The sequence below is a fragment of the Streptomyces botrytidirepellens genome (assembly GCF_003721215.1).
GTDB classification, from domain to species: Bacteria; Actinomycetota; Actinomycetes; order Streptomycetales; family Streptomycetaceae; genus Streptomyces; species Streptomyces himastatinicus.
Genome location: NZ_RIBZ01000064.1, coordinates 19,701 through 32,886 on the forward strand (window position 1 = coordinate 19,701; position 13,186 = coordinate 32,886).

The window sequence follows — 13,186 nt, forward strand, 5'->3', positions numbered from 1 at the left end:
CCGTTCCATGAGCAGTTCTCATACCTCGAGGTGAGCGCCCTGTGGCCCGCACGACCGACACCGATCTCGCTCCGCACGAACTGCGCATCCTGGTGGCGGTTGCGGACGCCGGCGGCTTCTCGGCCGGGGCCGAGGCACTCGGCCTAACACAGTCCGCGGTCTCCCACTCGGTGCGCGGCAGCGAGCGCAAGATCGGCGCCGTTCTGTTCGAACGCGGCCGCACCGGTGCGAGACCCACTCCGGCGGGGGAGAAGGCTGTGGCGCATGCGCGCCGTACCCTGCGGCTGCTGGACGTGCTCGTCGCCGAGGCGCGGCAAGCCGCCCGGTCCGAGGCGACGCAGGGGCCGGAGGGCCCGCTGCGGATCGCGGCCTTCCGCAGCACCGCGCTGCACCTGCTGCCGCCGGTCCTGCAGCGGCTGCGCGCGCGGTATCCCGGGATCGAGCCGCAGGTGCGGATCGTCCGCGAGCTCGGGCGCGGCACGGCGGGCGAGGTGGCCGACGGGCGGTCGGATCTCGCCATTGCCACCTTGGACGGAGCGCAGCTGCCGGCGGGACTGGTGGCGAGCGGACTCTTCGAAGAGAGCTACTCCCTGGTGCATCCGGCCGGACACCCGGCTCCGCGCTCGCTGCCGCTGGTCGACTGGGTCGAGAACTGCGGCTCGTACACCCGCGCCTGGTGGGGCGCGCAGGACTGGATCCCGAGGGCCACGATCGAGGCCGAGGACGACGGAGCAGTGCTCTCGCTCGTGAGCGGAGGGCACGGAATGGCGATTATGCCCGCGCTCTCCCTGGTCGGAGCAACGGCCTCGATCGAGATCACCGATCTCGGTCCGGAGCGCCCGACGCGCCGTGTCGGCTATGTGACCACCCCGGAGCTCGTCGGCTCCGCCGTCGTGCGCGCTCTGGTGCGGGAGCTGCGGGCCGCCGGCTCCGCCATCTGACGGGCAGCGGGCAGCAGGGTGTCAGATCTGAACGCGGTCAGCGAGGCGTTCAACCACCACAGCCTGCCCCTTGACCTCGTCAAACCGCTGGCGGCGGCCATGCCGTCGATGGAACCCGAACTTCTCAGGCACGCGATCTGGCTCCTCGGGGCCACGCACGACCCCAAGGTCCTCCCGGCGACGGCAGCCGGCCGGCACACCGGCTCCCGACGGGCGCGACCTGTCGGGGCGGAGCTGGTCCCGCGTGCGGTTCGACATCGTGCTCTCCCTTCAGCGGACATGACCTCCGACCTCCACGGACAGAAGGAGAAGGCGCACGTGCGGTTCGAGCATGAAACCCTGGCGCAGCGCGTGTGTTTCGCACCCGGCGACGCTTCGGCGGCGGTGCGCGCCGAGGTGGAGCGGCTGGGCGGCTCCCGGGCGATGGTGATCGCGGCGCGCTCCGCGGCGGGTCTGGCCGAGAAGGTCACCGCCCAGGTGCCGGTCGTGGCCCGCCACGACGAGGTGGTGATGCACGTACCGGTCGCCTCGGCCGAGCGGGCACGCGCCGTGGCGGCCGCGCACGACGTGGACGTCCTGGTCAGCGTCGGCGGGGGTTCGACGACCGGACTCGCGAAGGCGATCGCGCTGACCAGTGGGCTCCCCATCGTGGCCGTACCCCACGACGTACGCGGGGTCGGAGGCCACCAGCGTCTGGGGACTGACCGAGGGGGCCCACAAGACCACCGGCGTGGACGCGCGGGTTCTGCCTCGTTCGATCGTGTACGACGCGACGCTGACGCTCTCCCTGCCGGTGACCATGAACGTGGCTTCGGGGCTGAACGCCCTCGCACACTGCGTGGACTCCCTGTGGGCGCCGCGCACGGATCCGGTGGACCGGGCGCTGGCGGGAGAGGGCATCCGTGCGCTGGCGGCGGGGCTGCCGGCCGTGGTGACCGACCCGACCGGGCTCGAGGGCCGCGAGCGGGTCCTGTACGGGGCCTACCTGTCGGCGGTGGCGTTCTCCTCGGCGGGCTCGGGACTGCATCACAAGATCTGCCATGTGCTGGGGGGCGCGTACGACCTGCCACATGCCCAGACGCACGCGATCGTGCTGCCGTATGTGCTGGCGTTCAACGCACCCGCCGCCCCGGAGGCCGGGCGCCGGATCGCGGAAGCGTTCGGCTCCGCGTCGGCCACGGAGGGCCTCCAGCGGCTGCGGCGTGCGGTGGATGCGCCGAAAGCACTGCGCGACCACGGGTTCGACGAGGCCGACATCGACGATGCCGCACGAGCGATCCTGGAGGTGGTCCCGGCGAACAACCCGCGCCCTGTGGCCCGTCATGATCTGCGGTGGCTGCTGCGAGCCGCATGGCAGGGTACCGACCCGTCGAGCCGGCGGTGATGAACCGACGGCTGATCAAGCAACCGTCTGGACGCGCACGGGCAGGGATGCCCAGGAGCGCAGGGTGTTGTTGGGGTGGCGGAGCGGTGCGCCGGTGAGTTCGATCCGCTGGACGCGACGAGCCAGGGCGGTCAGCAACGCCTCGGCCTCCAGACGGGCGACGTGCTGGCCGACGCACTGGTGCAGGCCCATGCCGAAGCCGACGTGGCCGGAGGGGTCACGGGTGAGGTCGAAGCGGTCGGGGTCGTGCCAGCGACCCGGGTCACGGTTGGCCGCACCGAGGAACATGAGGATCTTCGTGCCCCGGGGGACGACCGTCCCGGCAATGGTGACGTCGGTGGTGGCAGTGCGGAAGAAGGTCTGCACGGGAGACTGCCAGCGGACTGCTTCGTCGAAGGAGCCCCGCGCCAGCTCCGGCTGCTCCCGCAGTCGTTGCCATGCGCCGGGGTGGGTGGCGAAGGCGTACAGGCAGGCCGCCAGGCCGTGCACGGTGGTGTCGATGCCGGCGGTGAGCAGGGACCGCACCACCAACGGCGCCTGTTCGTAGCTGAGATCGCCGCGGTCGGCGGCGGCCCAGATCTGCGCGCCGAAGCCGTCCGCGCTCAGCGCCTCCCGGGTGCACTGGGCGTTCACCCAAGCCGAAAGCTCGGCCACCCGGTGAGCGTCCGCCGCGACGAGGTCGTTGCGCGGGCCGAACGCGTTGAAGGCCATATTTCCGTACGGCAGGAGGTTCTCCCGGCCGTCGGGGCCGAGGCCCACGGCGTCGGGGAAGGCACGCAGCGGGAACGCCTCCGCCAGTGCCGCGAAGGCGTCGAACTCCGTTGCGTCACGGAGGACTTGGCCGACCAGTTCGTCGGCCACCGCAGACCACCTCGTGCGCAGACGGCGGAGGGCGGGCGGTGCGAGGATCTCGCTCAGGACCCGACGGGGTGCGTCGTGGCGTGGCGGGTCGGCCTCCAGGAGCAGGCTCGGCGGGCGCCACGGCTTCTCATGGCGGAAGTTGGCCAGGCCCACACCGGAGCCCGACGCGAAGTGCTGCCAGTCCGCCAAAGCGGCGTGCACGTGCTCGTAGCGGGCCAGGGCGTGCACGTCGTAGCGCGACAGGTACACGATCGGACCGGCCTCGCGCAGAGCCTGGTGCAGCGGTTCGGGGTCCAGCAGGACCTCGTGGGCGAACGGGTCGGCGTCACTGACGGGCGGCGCGACGGCACGCTCCAGTGCCTCGGACATCACGGCTCCTCGGGGAAGGTGGAGATCTCGGAGATCGTGGGGATCTCAGAGATCGAGGACGAGACGGTCGCCGCAGGACCGGGACACGCACACGAACATGCAGTCGTTCGCCCTCCGTTGCTGGTCGGTGAGGACGGAGTCCCGGTGGTCGGGCCGCCCTTCCAGCACCGGCGTCAGGCAGGTGCCGCAGGTTCCCTGCTCGCACGAGGACAGCACGTCCGCGCCGGCGCGACGTACCGCCTCCAGCACCGAGACCTCCGGGGTGACGGTGACGGTGCGTCCCGTACGGCGCAGCTCCACCTCGAAGGGTGTCTCCCGTACCGGCCCGGACCGCGCGGCTGCGGTGAAGCGCTCGACGCGCAGGGCGTACGGCGGCCAGGCGGCGCAGGCCGCTTCGACGGCGGCGAGGAGTGGGGCGGAGCCGCAGCAGTACACCTTCGTGTCGGGTTGCGGGCTCCCCAGCAGGGCCGCGAGGTCCGGCAGCCCGAGCTCGTCCTGCGGGACGACGTGTACCCGCTCGCCGTAGGCATCCGTCAGCTCCTGGCGAAAGGCCATCGACGCCCGGGTCCGGCCGCCGTACAGCAACCGCCAGTCGGCGCCCAGCAGTTGAGCCTGGCGCACCATGGGCAGTAGCGGGGTGATGCCGATGCCGCCCGCGATGAAGAGGTACTTCTCCGACGGCACGAGGGGGAAGTGGTTGCGCGGGCCGCCGACCCCGACGCGGTCCCCCGGACGCAGTCGGTCGTGCACATATGCGGAGCCGCCGCGCCCCGCCGGTTCCCTCAGGACGGCGATCCGGTAGGTGTGCGCGTCCCATCGGTCGCCGCACAGGGAGTACTGCCGGGTCGTCCCTTCCGGCAGCACCAGGTCGATATGGGAACCGGGTGTCCAGTCCGGCAGCCGGCCGCCGTCCGGGCGCGTGAGGGTGAGTGACACGACGCCCTGGGCGACGCGCTCCTTCGCGGCGACCACCAGAGTTGCCGCGTACCCGGGGGTCGACTGTCCCGTGCCGACTCTGGACTCGGCATCCGCAACCACGCTGATTCCGGCCACGTCGCCACCTCCCGTCGTTGGGGTTGCAGGCAGGATGCACGGCCGCCGCGAACCGTCGCGACGGCATTCTCAATCAGTGAGAGACGAACTTGCGGCACCCCTATGGCCATAGCACTGCGGTCAGGTGAGGCCACCCGCATCGCGTGGGCCCCCCGGGGCGCCCGCCGCCCCCAGCGCCCGTGAGACACCACGTGCCGCGGTCCGCACCACCGGCACGACGGACGCGGCCCCGGCCTCGTTCGGGACGATCACCGCCAGCGCGGCCACCGCCTCACCGCGCGCGTCACGCACCGGTGCCGCGATGCCCAGGACGTCCGGGTGCACGTACCCGGGGCAGTACGCGTACCCCTGTCTGCGGACCTCGGCCAGCACGGCCCGCAGCCGCGCCGCGGTGGCCGGAGTGTTCGGCGTGTAGCGGTGCAGCGGCTCGTCGAGCACCCGCCGCCGCAGGTCGGCGGGGCCGTGGGCGAGGAGGACCAGACCGCTGGAGGAGGCGTGCAGCGGAAGGCGGCCCGCGACGCGGGTGTAGTTGACGACCGCGCCCGGTGCCGTCAACCGCTCCAGGAACAGCACCTCATCGCCGTCCAGCACGCCGAGCTGTACGTGATGTCCGACGACATCGTGGACACCCTCCATGAACGGCATGGCCGCGTTGCGCAGCGACAGGGTGGGCGAGGCCCGGGTGGCCAGTTCCCACATGCGCATGCCGATCCGGACCCGGCGGTCGTCGTCCCGGGTCAGGAACCCGTACGAGACCAGCTCGGCCACCAGCCGCGACGCGGTCGCCACGTGCAGCCCCGTACGACGGGAGATCTCCGAGACGGTCAGGGCCGACTCCTCCGGCGTGAACGTCTCGAAGATCCGTACGGCCCGCGCCAGAACCGACTCGCCGTTCTGTGTCCTCACCTCGTCATCATCGGATCTCTACCGGACGCGTCAACCCCACGCTTCCCGGGGTGTGGGTGACCACGACTCCACGCTCGGCCGCCGCCTCCCGGTAGAGCGGCACCACGGACCGCATGCACCCCACATCCCGCAAGCCGCGCGGTTTACGCCAAGTGCTAGCGTGAAGCGGACTGGGCCGGTCCGTCCGGCGAATCTGTGTCCTGACGGGGGACCTTTTCCACCATGCGCCACCTTCCACGCGCCGCCGCGCTCGCGGCCTGCGCCCTGCTCACCCTCTCGGCCTGCTCCAGCAGCGGGTCGAGCGACGCACCATCCGCCGCCGGAAAGGGCGGGAAGGAAGGGAAGAACAGCACCAGCAGCGGCTCGCCGAGTTCGCAAGCCACGCCGTCACGATCCGCCGCGGCGGGCGAGGCGGCCGACGGAACCGGCCCCGCTCAGACCGTCACGTCCAAGGCCGAAGTCAGCATCAAGTCATGCCAGCTGCGCGACGCGTCCAAACTGTTCGCGGTCATCCAGCTCAACAACGCCAAGGGCGCGGCGGACTACGCCTACACCGTCAAGGTCCGCTTCCTGAACCCCGCACACCCCGACCAGGCCGTCTACACCACCCTCGCCCACCAGCCCGTCCCAGTCGGAGTGATGAGAAGCGCACTCGCATCCACCGCTTGGAAGGGCAACACCGCCGCAATGCCGAAAACCTGCGAGGTCGCCAAGGCCACCAAGGTGAAGACGGCCGGCTGACCCCGTCCGGGGCGGAGATGGCCGCGATCACTGCGGAGATCGCCCCGCTCCACCTCGGAGCGATGCGCCAGTACAGCGGCGACCTTCTGTTCCATCCATGGGCTGACATCCACGGTCGCGGTGATGTGTTCGTCCGGAACGCTGTACACCGCCTTGCGCGCACCGATCACCTCTCGCAGCGCCGGGACGTGTGCCATGAGCACATGGCATCGACGTGGTCAATCGGTCAAGTCGACTCCTGGGCGTGGCGGAACGGGTACATTCCGGGGACGACTACGGGAGCCGGTAACGGAAGCGGTTTCAAGGCGGGCGGCTACGGCGGCGGCTACGATGCCGGGGCGGTCAAGCACACCGTCCGCACGTCGGTGGCCTTCGCCAACAAGGCGGCGGGTTTCTACGCCCCTGTCGGACGCGCAGTTCCAGAGTGTGTCGACGTCCGACTGGGATGCGCCCCGCCAGGCCGACGGCGGTCTGCGCCCCGCGGCGAGCGCGACCCACAGCCTGGCGGGCGCCATCGTCGCCGACCCTGCCAACGCCCGCCCCCGGTCGGCGAGTTGTGGCGGGCGCGTCGCAGGGCTTTCCAGGGGGCCGGGGTCCGGCTTCAGACGGATGGCGTCCAGGCGGGCGCGCGTTCGCGGTGCAGTGCGCGGCCGACGGTCAGGGCCCGCGCCGCGCGGTCCGCCGTCACACCGCTGAGCCCCGTGCCCAGCCGCAGCGCGCGCAGGGTGAGGACCTGCGCGGCCATCATGGCGATGACCGGGTCGCCGGAGGTGAGGTAGCGCTCGCAGCCCGGGTCGCGCAAGTCGTCCCGCACCAGTCGGCGCCCGCCGCGCACCTGCTCGATGAGCTCTTCGATGCGCGTGTTCAGCGGGGCGGCCGCGCCGTTGGCCGCCCACCGCAGGTACGGCAGCTCGCGCGGCCCCATCGCCACGACCACGGTCTCCGCCATGCGCCGGACGGCCGGATCGGGGTGGAGCAGCCGGTGGGCCTGGCAGACCGGAATGCAGGTGCAGACCTTGTTGCAGGTGCAGATCGTGCCGCCGCCACCGCCGTAGGTGGGGTCCGGTGCCTCGTAGGTGGGCGGGTCGTACGTGGGTTCGTAGGTCGTCGGTGGTTCGTACGTGGGGGTCGGTGGTTCGTACGTCGTCGGCGGTTCGTACGTTGGTGTCGGGGAGTCGGAGGGCGACGGGCTCGACGAGGGGTGGGAGGTGCTGGGGGACGGCGAGGAGGGAGACTCCGAGCCCCCGTCGTCGCATCCGCCGAGCAGCAGGGCCGCCGCGACGGACGACGCGATCCCGGCCCCGAGGAGGCCGCGGCGTCCCGATGCCGCCGACCATGGTGGTCCGGTGATGGGCAGGATCTCGACGGGCCCCGTGTTGTCCGGGTCGTCGACCCGCTGAATCTCGTAACGCGGAGCGTCCGGTGTCTGCTCGGGTGGCTGGTCGGCCTGGTCGGCCTGGTTGTCCTTCCCTGGGCGCCTCGGCCGCGGCCAGGGCAGCATCACGTCATTCATGCGTGCCTCCGTGGACGCCGCAGGACTCACCGGCGTGGTCGTCGCGCCACATGAGGCCGCCCGACCCGGCGATCCGGGTGAGGAGCTGGTCCTTCACCAGTTCCCTGGTGATGTGGCAGCGCTGGGATCCGGTGAACTCGCCTCGGCCGTTCGTCGCCAGCGACTTGTGGTAGCAGTCGCCCGCGCAGTTCCACTTGGCGAAGCACCCGTCGCAGAACGACCGGTGTTCGACGCCCAGATCGCGCAGCCGGTCGAGCCGGTCCATGTCGAAGGTGTAGCCGTCCGGCCCGGGCGAACCGTAGAAGAACACGTCGGCGAACTCGTTGTCCTCGGAGAACGCCTCGAAGCAGGCCGATACGTTTCCCGCGGGGCTCAGGCAGAAGTTGTCCTGGGTGATCCCGCAGAAGTGGTTGGTCAGCGTTCCGACCCGGGCCGCGCTGTAGATCAGCTCATGCCCGAAGCGGGCGGCCCTGCCCTGCGCTTCCCGGTAGGCGGCGATGAACTCCTCGGTCTCCGCGTCCGGCTCCCCCGCGTGCCGTCCCAGCTGGTAGGCGGGTTCCACCTGGACACGCTTCGGTGTGAAGTTCGACAGCACGAACTCGATCGAGTCGGGCAGCAGCGGTATCTGCTCCGCGGTGACGGTCAGCCGCACCGCGTAGGGGTAGTCCGCGTCGGTGAAGCGCCGCATGGTGTGCATGACGCGCGCGCTCGATCCCGTGCCCCGTACGGTCGGCCGGTGCTTGTCGTGTGCCTCGGGCAGGCCGTCGAAGGACAGGCTCATGCCGCCGTTGAGGTTGGCGACCATCCAGTCGATCTGGCGGTCGGTGAACACGCCGTTCCCCGCGGAGGCCGCGATGACCGGGAGGTCACCGGCCCGCTCACGGGCGTACGCCAGCGACTCGGTCATCAGACCCCAGTGGACGCTCGGCTCGCCGCCTCCGTGGTAGTGCACCCCGGCGAACGGGGCCCCCTCGCGCCGGGCGTTGTCGATGACGAAGTCGATGCCGCGCTTGGCCACGTCCATCGTCATGTACGTGGCGGGAGTGTCGCCCGCGGAGGCATAGCAATAGGTGCAGCGCAGATTGCACGCCGTGGTCAGGAAGAGTGTGACCTCGGTGGGCACAGGGGTGCCCCGGCGGCGGGTGACCGGCGCGGGGGGTCTGCTCAGGAGCCCGGTCTCACGGGCGAACGCCGCGACGTTCTGGTCCCCGCCCTCCCCACCGGTCAGGACGTCGGAGAGGGCCGCCACCATGCCGCTCGTGGCGGCGAAGGCCACCCCGTGCAGTGGGGCGTACACCAGATGGGCCCCGTCTTCCAATGGGATCGCGAAGACATCCCTGGTTCCGTTCAACGATCGCTCCCAGCAGCTCGCCTCGACCGTGCTGCGTCGGCACGGGCAGCAGTGGGATGTCGTACAGCGCACCCATCGCCCCCGTGGCAGCACCGGCGCCCGATATCCTGCGCCCCATCGTCGGGACCCGTCCCGGGGATGATGTGCAAGCTAGCTCGTTCGAGTGAATCACTGTTGATTTCGTTGCGTCATGGACGGAATGTCGGTATGTGCGGCGCGTCCGGTCCTCTGGAAGGGCTCCGGCTCAGGCAGCAAGCCTCGGTGCCACGGCCACCGCGGGCGCGGGTGCCACCGGGATGCGTACGGGCGCGACGGGGGAAGGGGCGGGCCACACGCGGTACGTGGTCTTGGCCTGGTCCACCAGGGGCTCACCGAGAGTTGCTCGTCCCTCGGAGTACAGCCTGTCGCATTCGGGGGTGGGGAGGGCGACGTAGCAGCCTCCCCTGTTGGTGGCGGAGTCGTACGGCTGCCAGTAGCCGTACCGGCGGCGGCCGCTCGCGTGCACGGTGAGGAACACCGGAGTGCGGGAGTCGGACACGACGCGGAGCACACCGGCGCTGGAAACGTCGAACGGGGCCTCGGAGCGGGAGCGGGACTGGTAGCGGGCGGGGGACATCACGATCGCCTTTCCGAGGGGCCGGGACTCAAGATCAATTACCCAATTAAAGCAGCGTTTTGATCTTGAGTACACAACTTTCTTGCGGGCGAAGGGGATTGGACCGCGCGGCCCCGCACCGGCCCGGTGGCAGGCACGCGGGGGTGCGGGGCAGTCCGCGGGTCGTCACCGCCTCATCGACCGGGTGGTGTCAGCTGCCCGTGGCCCGGACGGTGCTCATGACCTGCTTGATCTGGGCGGCGGTCAGCGCGTTCGGAACACCTTGGTCCGCGTAGATCACCCAGCCGTGCATGGTCCCGTCGGGGAGCTTCTGCGCGATGCTGTGCACGATCGCCTTCGGCGGGACGCATGAGCTGGGGCGGTTGGTGACGGTGACCTTGGCGGTCGCGGTGTAGCCGTCGATGCCACCCTGCTTCAGCGGCTTGGCCGGAGTGACCTCGATCTTGGGCTTGTGGTCCTCCCCGCCGTACGCGGCGAAGCCCCAGTTGCCCGCCCAGTTACGGGCGTTCTCCTGGAGGGAGCCGTCCTTGCCGCCGCCCGTGGTGCCGACGGTGGCGAGCTGTCCCTTGCCCGCCTCGCCGATGGCCTTCGGGTTGGGGCTCGACCCGCAGCCGCCCTCGCGGTAGTTGGCGGCTCCGGTCATGACGACGATCGGCTGGCCGTTCTTGTCCGTGTAGGACAGGGCCGTGCCCTCGTCGATGCGCTTCCACTTCTTGGCCTTGCCGGGCACGTCGTAGGTGAAGTGGTGCTTCTGCGAGGTCTGCGTCTGCCATCCCGGGACCGACGGCTGGTCGCCCGAGGGGCTCGCCGGGCCGGAGGACTGGGACGATCCCGCCGAGGGTGCCTTCGACCCCGCCGCGTCGCTGCCCTTGTCCGTGGCCTGGCCGGTGTCTTCGTTGCACCCGCTCACAGCGAGGGTCATGCCTATGCCGACGGCTGCGATCAGGGTCTTCTTCGTTCGTCGGGACGGCACCCGGGTGGCCGGCCGGTGCTGAGCAATGCGCTTGAGGATCTTTGGCTGAGACATGATCGGCACTTTAAGCCACCTGCGCTGGCGCGATCCCACCGGTGGATGCCCCATCGCGAGACGTATACCTACTCGTGACACACCACATGAGACTGATACACGCAGCACTCCTCGACGACGGCATCCGCGACGAGATGACACCGTGTCGGATCGGCGGCCTTTACCGCTGATCCGGATCACCATAGGGTCCGGTCCATGGACTGGTTGGGGCCGGTGAACACGCTGATGGGTGCGGGGATCGGCGTGGGCGCGACCCTTCTCGCCGACCGGCTTCGCTGGCGCCGTGAGCGCGAAGCGCTCCGGCAGGACACGCGTCGGCAGGCGTACGCGTCGTTCATGGCCGCCCTCTCGGAGGTGTATACGCGCCTCCATGTGATCGCTCGTGAGGGAGGCTCGGCGGAGGACGCAGGAAGGGCGGCCCACGAGGCGTTCGCGTCCAGCAATCTATATCCATTGCGCTATGAGCTCGCGCTGATCGCTCCGTGGGAGGTGATGGAGCCGACCAACCAGGTCTTCTGGAAGGTTCGTGACCTCCGTGACCTGGTGGCCACCGGCGTCACCACGGAGGATCCGGCGTTCGGGAAACACCTTCGCGACTACCTCGCGGCGGCTGAGACCGCGCAGACGGCCATGCGCCGGGACCTCGGCACCTCCTGGCCGCAACACGACGAGAATCCCCCTGCGCCACGCGCCGGTTGACGCACACGCGACGGAGCATCCGGGGCGGGTCCCGTCCCACCCCGGATGCGGTGTTCTACGACGAGCCCTTCGAGGCGCCGACTTCCGCCGGTGCGGCCGGTGCCGTGGCCTCGTCGTCGGCCGCGGCGACCTCCCGCGTGTCCTGACCGTCCTGGTGGACGTCCCGCTTCTTCTCCGAACGGTCCACGACGGCGGCGGCCAGCGCGTTGCCGACGACGTTCACCGCGGTACGCGCCATGTCGACGATGAAGTCGACGCCGACCAGGAGCGCGACCCCCTCGGCCGGGAGGCCCACCGACTTGCCCGCGGCGAGGAGCACCACGATGGAGGCCGAGGTGACGCCCGCCATCCCCTTGGAGAGCACCACCAGGACACCGACCATGAGCAGCAGGGACGGTATCGAGGTGTCCGCGCCGTAGGCGTGGGCGAGATACACCAGGGCGGTGGCCTGGTAGAGCACCGAGCCGTCGGAGTTGAAGGAGTAGCCGAGGGGGACGACGAACGAGGACGTCGAGCGGCTGACGCCGAAGGCTTCGAGCTTGCCCATCAGCGGTGCCAGCACCGCTTCGGAGCTGCGCGTGACGAAGGCGAGCCCGACGAGTCCGCCGATCTGCTTGAGCAGGTCCACGTACCGGATGCGGTAGATCAGCGCGATGGCCGGGAAGACCACGCCGAGGACGATGGCCAGGCCCGCATAGACGACGGCGATGAAGCCGAGGAGGCTTTTGAGGTTGCCGAATCCGTAGTGCGCCACGTCGTAGCTGATGAAACCGAGGACGCCCAGGGGGGCGAGGCGGATGACATAGCCGACGACCTTGAACATGGCCGCCGAGACGGACTCCAGGACCGAGGAGAAGGGTGCGGACTTCTCACCGATGGCGGCCATCCCGACGCCCAGGAAGAGCGCGAAGACGATCGCGGCGAGCAGGTTGCCCTCGGTGAACGCGGCGAAGACGTTCTTCGGAACCGAGTGCAGGATCAGCTCGTGGAAGTCGACGCCCTGGTCCATGGACTCCAGGCTCTTGGTGTCGCCGCCGGCGACGGGGGCGCCCTTGCCGATGCCGGTGAGTTCGGCAAGCGCCACCGAGATCAGGAGGATCACGGTGGTGACGACCTCGAAGTAGAGGACCGCCTTACCGGCGACGCGGCCCACCTTCTTCACCGACTCCATGCGGGCGATGCCCAGCACGATCAGCGGGAAGACCAAGGGCAGCACGACCATCTGTACCAGGTTGAGGAAGATGTCGCCGAGGAGCTTCAACTGTTCGCCGACGGAGGGCGCGAAGGTCCCGATCAGCGCGCCGAGGCCGACGGCGAGCGCCGACTGCACTCCGAGGGGCAGCCGCCACCAGCGCTTTGCGCGCGCCGCCGGGGCCTTCCCACCGGCATCGGACTCGGAACAGACGGTGGAGGGCGCCGTGCTGTGTCCTTTTTGCATGTGTGGAGCTCCAATGGGTTGTGCTCTGGGGAAGTTCAGCCGAGGTCCGTCGCCCGGGCGGCGCCGCGGACGGCTCCGGCGACCGCGCCCGCGACCGTGTCGTTGAAGACGCTCGGAATGATGTAGTTCGGGTTGAGCTCGTCCTCGGTGACCACGTCCGCCAGCGCGCTCGCGGCGGCGAGCATCATGTCGGTGTCGACGGTGCGGGACTGGGCGTCCAGGAGGCCACGGAAGACACCCGGGAAGACCAGTACGTTGTTGATCTGGTTCGGGAAGTCCGACCGTCC

Annotated in this window: 12 protein-coding genes and 2 pseudogenes; 5 read left to right on the top strand and 9 right to left on the bottom strand. The window is 70.2% G+C overall.

The window, feature by feature from the left end; all coding sequences use genetic code 11:
* Nucleotides 1-41: 41 nt before the first annotated feature.
* Both EEJ42_RS04680 and EEJ42_RS04690 read left to right on the top strand, forming a co-directional pair.
* Nucleotides 42-941: a LysR family transcriptional regulator gene (locus EEJ42_RS04680; RefSeq protein ID WP_123098732.1), complete on the top strand. Its 900-nt coding sequence runs from the start codon at nucleotides 42-44 to the stop codon at nucleotides 939-941.
* A gap of 318 nt (nucleotides 942-1,259) precedes the next feature.
* Nucleotides 1,260-2,325: pseudogene (locus EEJ42_RS04690) on the top strand (maleylacetate reductase).
* A gap of 15 nt (nucleotides 2,326-2,340) precedes the next feature.
* Here the strand turns inward: EEJ42_RS04690 and EEJ42_RS04695 are convergent.
* From EEJ42_RS04695 to EEJ42_RS04705, 3 genes are all read right to left on the bottom strand, one after another.
* Nucleotides 2,341-3,555, bottom strand: a complete 1,215-nt coding sequence (locus EEJ42_RS04695) for a cytochrome P450 (RefSeq protein WP_123098734.1) — start codon at nucleotides 3,553-3,555, stop codon at nucleotides 2,341-2,343.
* Nucleotides 3,556-3,600: 45 nt separating this feature from the next.
* Nucleotides 3,601-4,599 carry a PDR/VanB family oxidoreductase gene (locus EEJ42_RS04700; RefSeq protein WP_425472846.1) on the bottom strand — a complete coding sequence of 333 codons (999 nt, stop codon included), beginning with the start codon at nucleotides 4,597-4,599 and terminating at the stop codon, nucleotides 3,601-3,603.
* A 129-nt stretch (nucleotides 4,600-4,728) separates the two neighbouring features.
* Nucleotides 4,729-5,514: an IclR family transcriptional regulator gene (locus EEJ42_RS04705; protein WP_123098736.1), complete on the bottom strand. Its 786-nt coding sequence runs from the start codon at nucleotides 5,512-5,514 to the stop codon at nucleotides 4,729-4,731.
* A 222-nt stretch (nucleotides 5,515-5,736) separates the two neighbouring features.
* Between EEJ42_RS04705 and EEJ42_RS04710 the strand changes: the two genes are divergently transcribed.
* A complete protein-coding gene (locus tag EEJ42_RS04710) occupies nucleotides 5,737-6,255 on the top strand; it encodes a hypothetical protein (RefSeq protein WP_123098737.1) in 519 nt (172 codons plus the stop codon).
* Nucleotides 6,256-6,458: 203 nt separating this feature from the next.
* Nucleotides 6,459-6,596 (top strand): annotated as a pseudogene (locus EEJ42_RS54485) (right-handed parallel beta-helix repeat-containing protein); the annotation flags it as partial.
* A gap of 260 nt (nucleotides 6,597-6,856) precedes the next feature.
* Here EEJ42_RS54485 and EEJ42_RS04720 read toward each other — a convergent pair.
* The 4 genes from EEJ42_RS04720 to EEJ42_RS04735 all read right to left on the bottom strand — a co-directional run bounded on the left by EEJ42_RS04720 (nucleotide 6,857) and on the right by EEJ42_RS04735 (nucleotide 10,762).
* Nucleotides 6,857-7,768, bottom strand: coding sequence for a hypothetical protein (locus tag EEJ42_RS04720; RefSeq protein ID WP_148081848.1), 912 nt, complete (start codon nucleotides 7,766-7,768; stop codon nucleotides 6,857-6,859).
* A complete protein-coding gene (locus EEJ42_RS04725; protein WP_148081849.1) occupies nucleotides 7,761-9,119 on the bottom strand; it encodes a radical SAM protein in 1,359 nt (452 codons plus the stop codon). The genes EEJ42_RS04720 and EEJ42_RS04725 overlap by 8 nt, the downstream gene beginning before the upstream one ends.
* 244 nt (nucleotides 9,120-9,363) lie before the next feature.
* Nucleotides 9,364-9,735 carry a hypothetical protein gene (locus tag EEJ42_RS04730; RefSeq protein WP_184502935.1) on the bottom strand — a complete coding sequence of 124 codons (372 nt, stop codon included), beginning with the start codon at nucleotides 9,733-9,735 and terminating at the stop codon, nucleotides 9,364-9,366.
* Nucleotides 9,736-9,925: 190 nt separating this feature from the next.
* The gene (locus EEJ42_RS04735) at nucleotides 9,926-10,762 is read right to left on the bottom strand and encodes a DUF8017 domain-containing protein (protein ID WP_246096051.1); all 837 of its coding nucleotides are present in this window, start codon (nucleotides 10,760-10,762) and stop codon (nucleotides 9,926-9,928) included.
* 195 nt (nucleotides 10,763-10,957) lie between these two features.
* Here EEJ42_RS04735 and EEJ42_RS04740 point away from each other — a divergent pair, with 195 nt between their 5' ends.
* Nucleotides 10,958-11,461, top strand: coding sequence for a hypothetical protein (locus EEJ42_RS04740; RefSeq protein ID WP_123098741.1), 504 nt, complete (start codon nucleotides 10,958-10,960; stop codon nucleotides 11,459-11,461).
* 55 nt (nucleotides 11,462-11,516) lie between these two features.
* Here the strand turns inward: EEJ42_RS04740 and EEJ42_RS04745 are convergent, their stop codons facing one another.
* The gene (locus EEJ42_RS04745) at nucleotides 11,517-12,899 is read right to left on the bottom strand and encodes a dicarboxylate/amino acid:cation symporter (protein ID WP_246096052.1); all 1,383 of its coding nucleotides are present in this window, start codon (nucleotides 12,897-12,899) and stop codon (nucleotides 11,517-11,519) included.
* Between the two features lie 35 nt (nucleotides 12,900-12,934).
* A partial coding sequence (locus EEJ42_RS04750) for a malic enzyme-like NAD(P)-binding protein (protein ID WP_281291394.1) occupies nucleotides 12,935-13,186 on the bottom strand: 252 nt, incomplete at its 5' end.

What these genes read in the sequence shown, in the direction of transcription:
- EEJ42_RS04735 (WP_246096051.1), bottom strand. Translation starts at nt 10,762, where the DNA reads ATGTCTCAGCCAAAGATCCTCAAGCGCATTGCTCAGCACCGGCCGGCC.
- EEJ42_RS04730 (WP_184502935.1), bottom strand. Translation starts at nt 9,735, where the DNA reads ATGTCCCCCGCCCGCTACCAGTCCCGCTCCCGCTCCGAGGCCCCGTTC.
- EEJ42_RS04720 (WP_148081848.1), bottom strand. Translation starts at nt 7,768, where the DNA reads ATGAATGACGTGATGCTGCCCTGGCCGCGGCCGAGGCGCCCAGGGAAG.
- EEJ42_RS04740 (WP_123098741.1), top strand. Translation starts at nt 10,958, where the DNA reads ATGGACTGGTTGGGGCCGGTGAACACGCTGATGGGTGCGGGGATCGGC.
- EEJ42_RS04745 (WP_246096052.1), bottom strand. Translation starts at nt 12,899, where the DNA reads ATGCAAAAAGGACACAGCACGGCGCCCTCCACCGTCTGTTCCGAGTCC.
- EEJ42_RS04710 (WP_123098737.1), top strand. Translation starts at nt 5,737, where the DNA reads ATGCGCCACCTTCCACGCGCCGCCGCGCTCGCGGCCTGCGCCCTGCTC.
- EEJ42_RS04695 (WP_123098734.1), bottom strand. Translation starts at nt 3,555, where the DNA reads ATGTCCGAGGCACTGGAGCGTGCCGTCGCGCCGCCCGTCAGTGACGCC.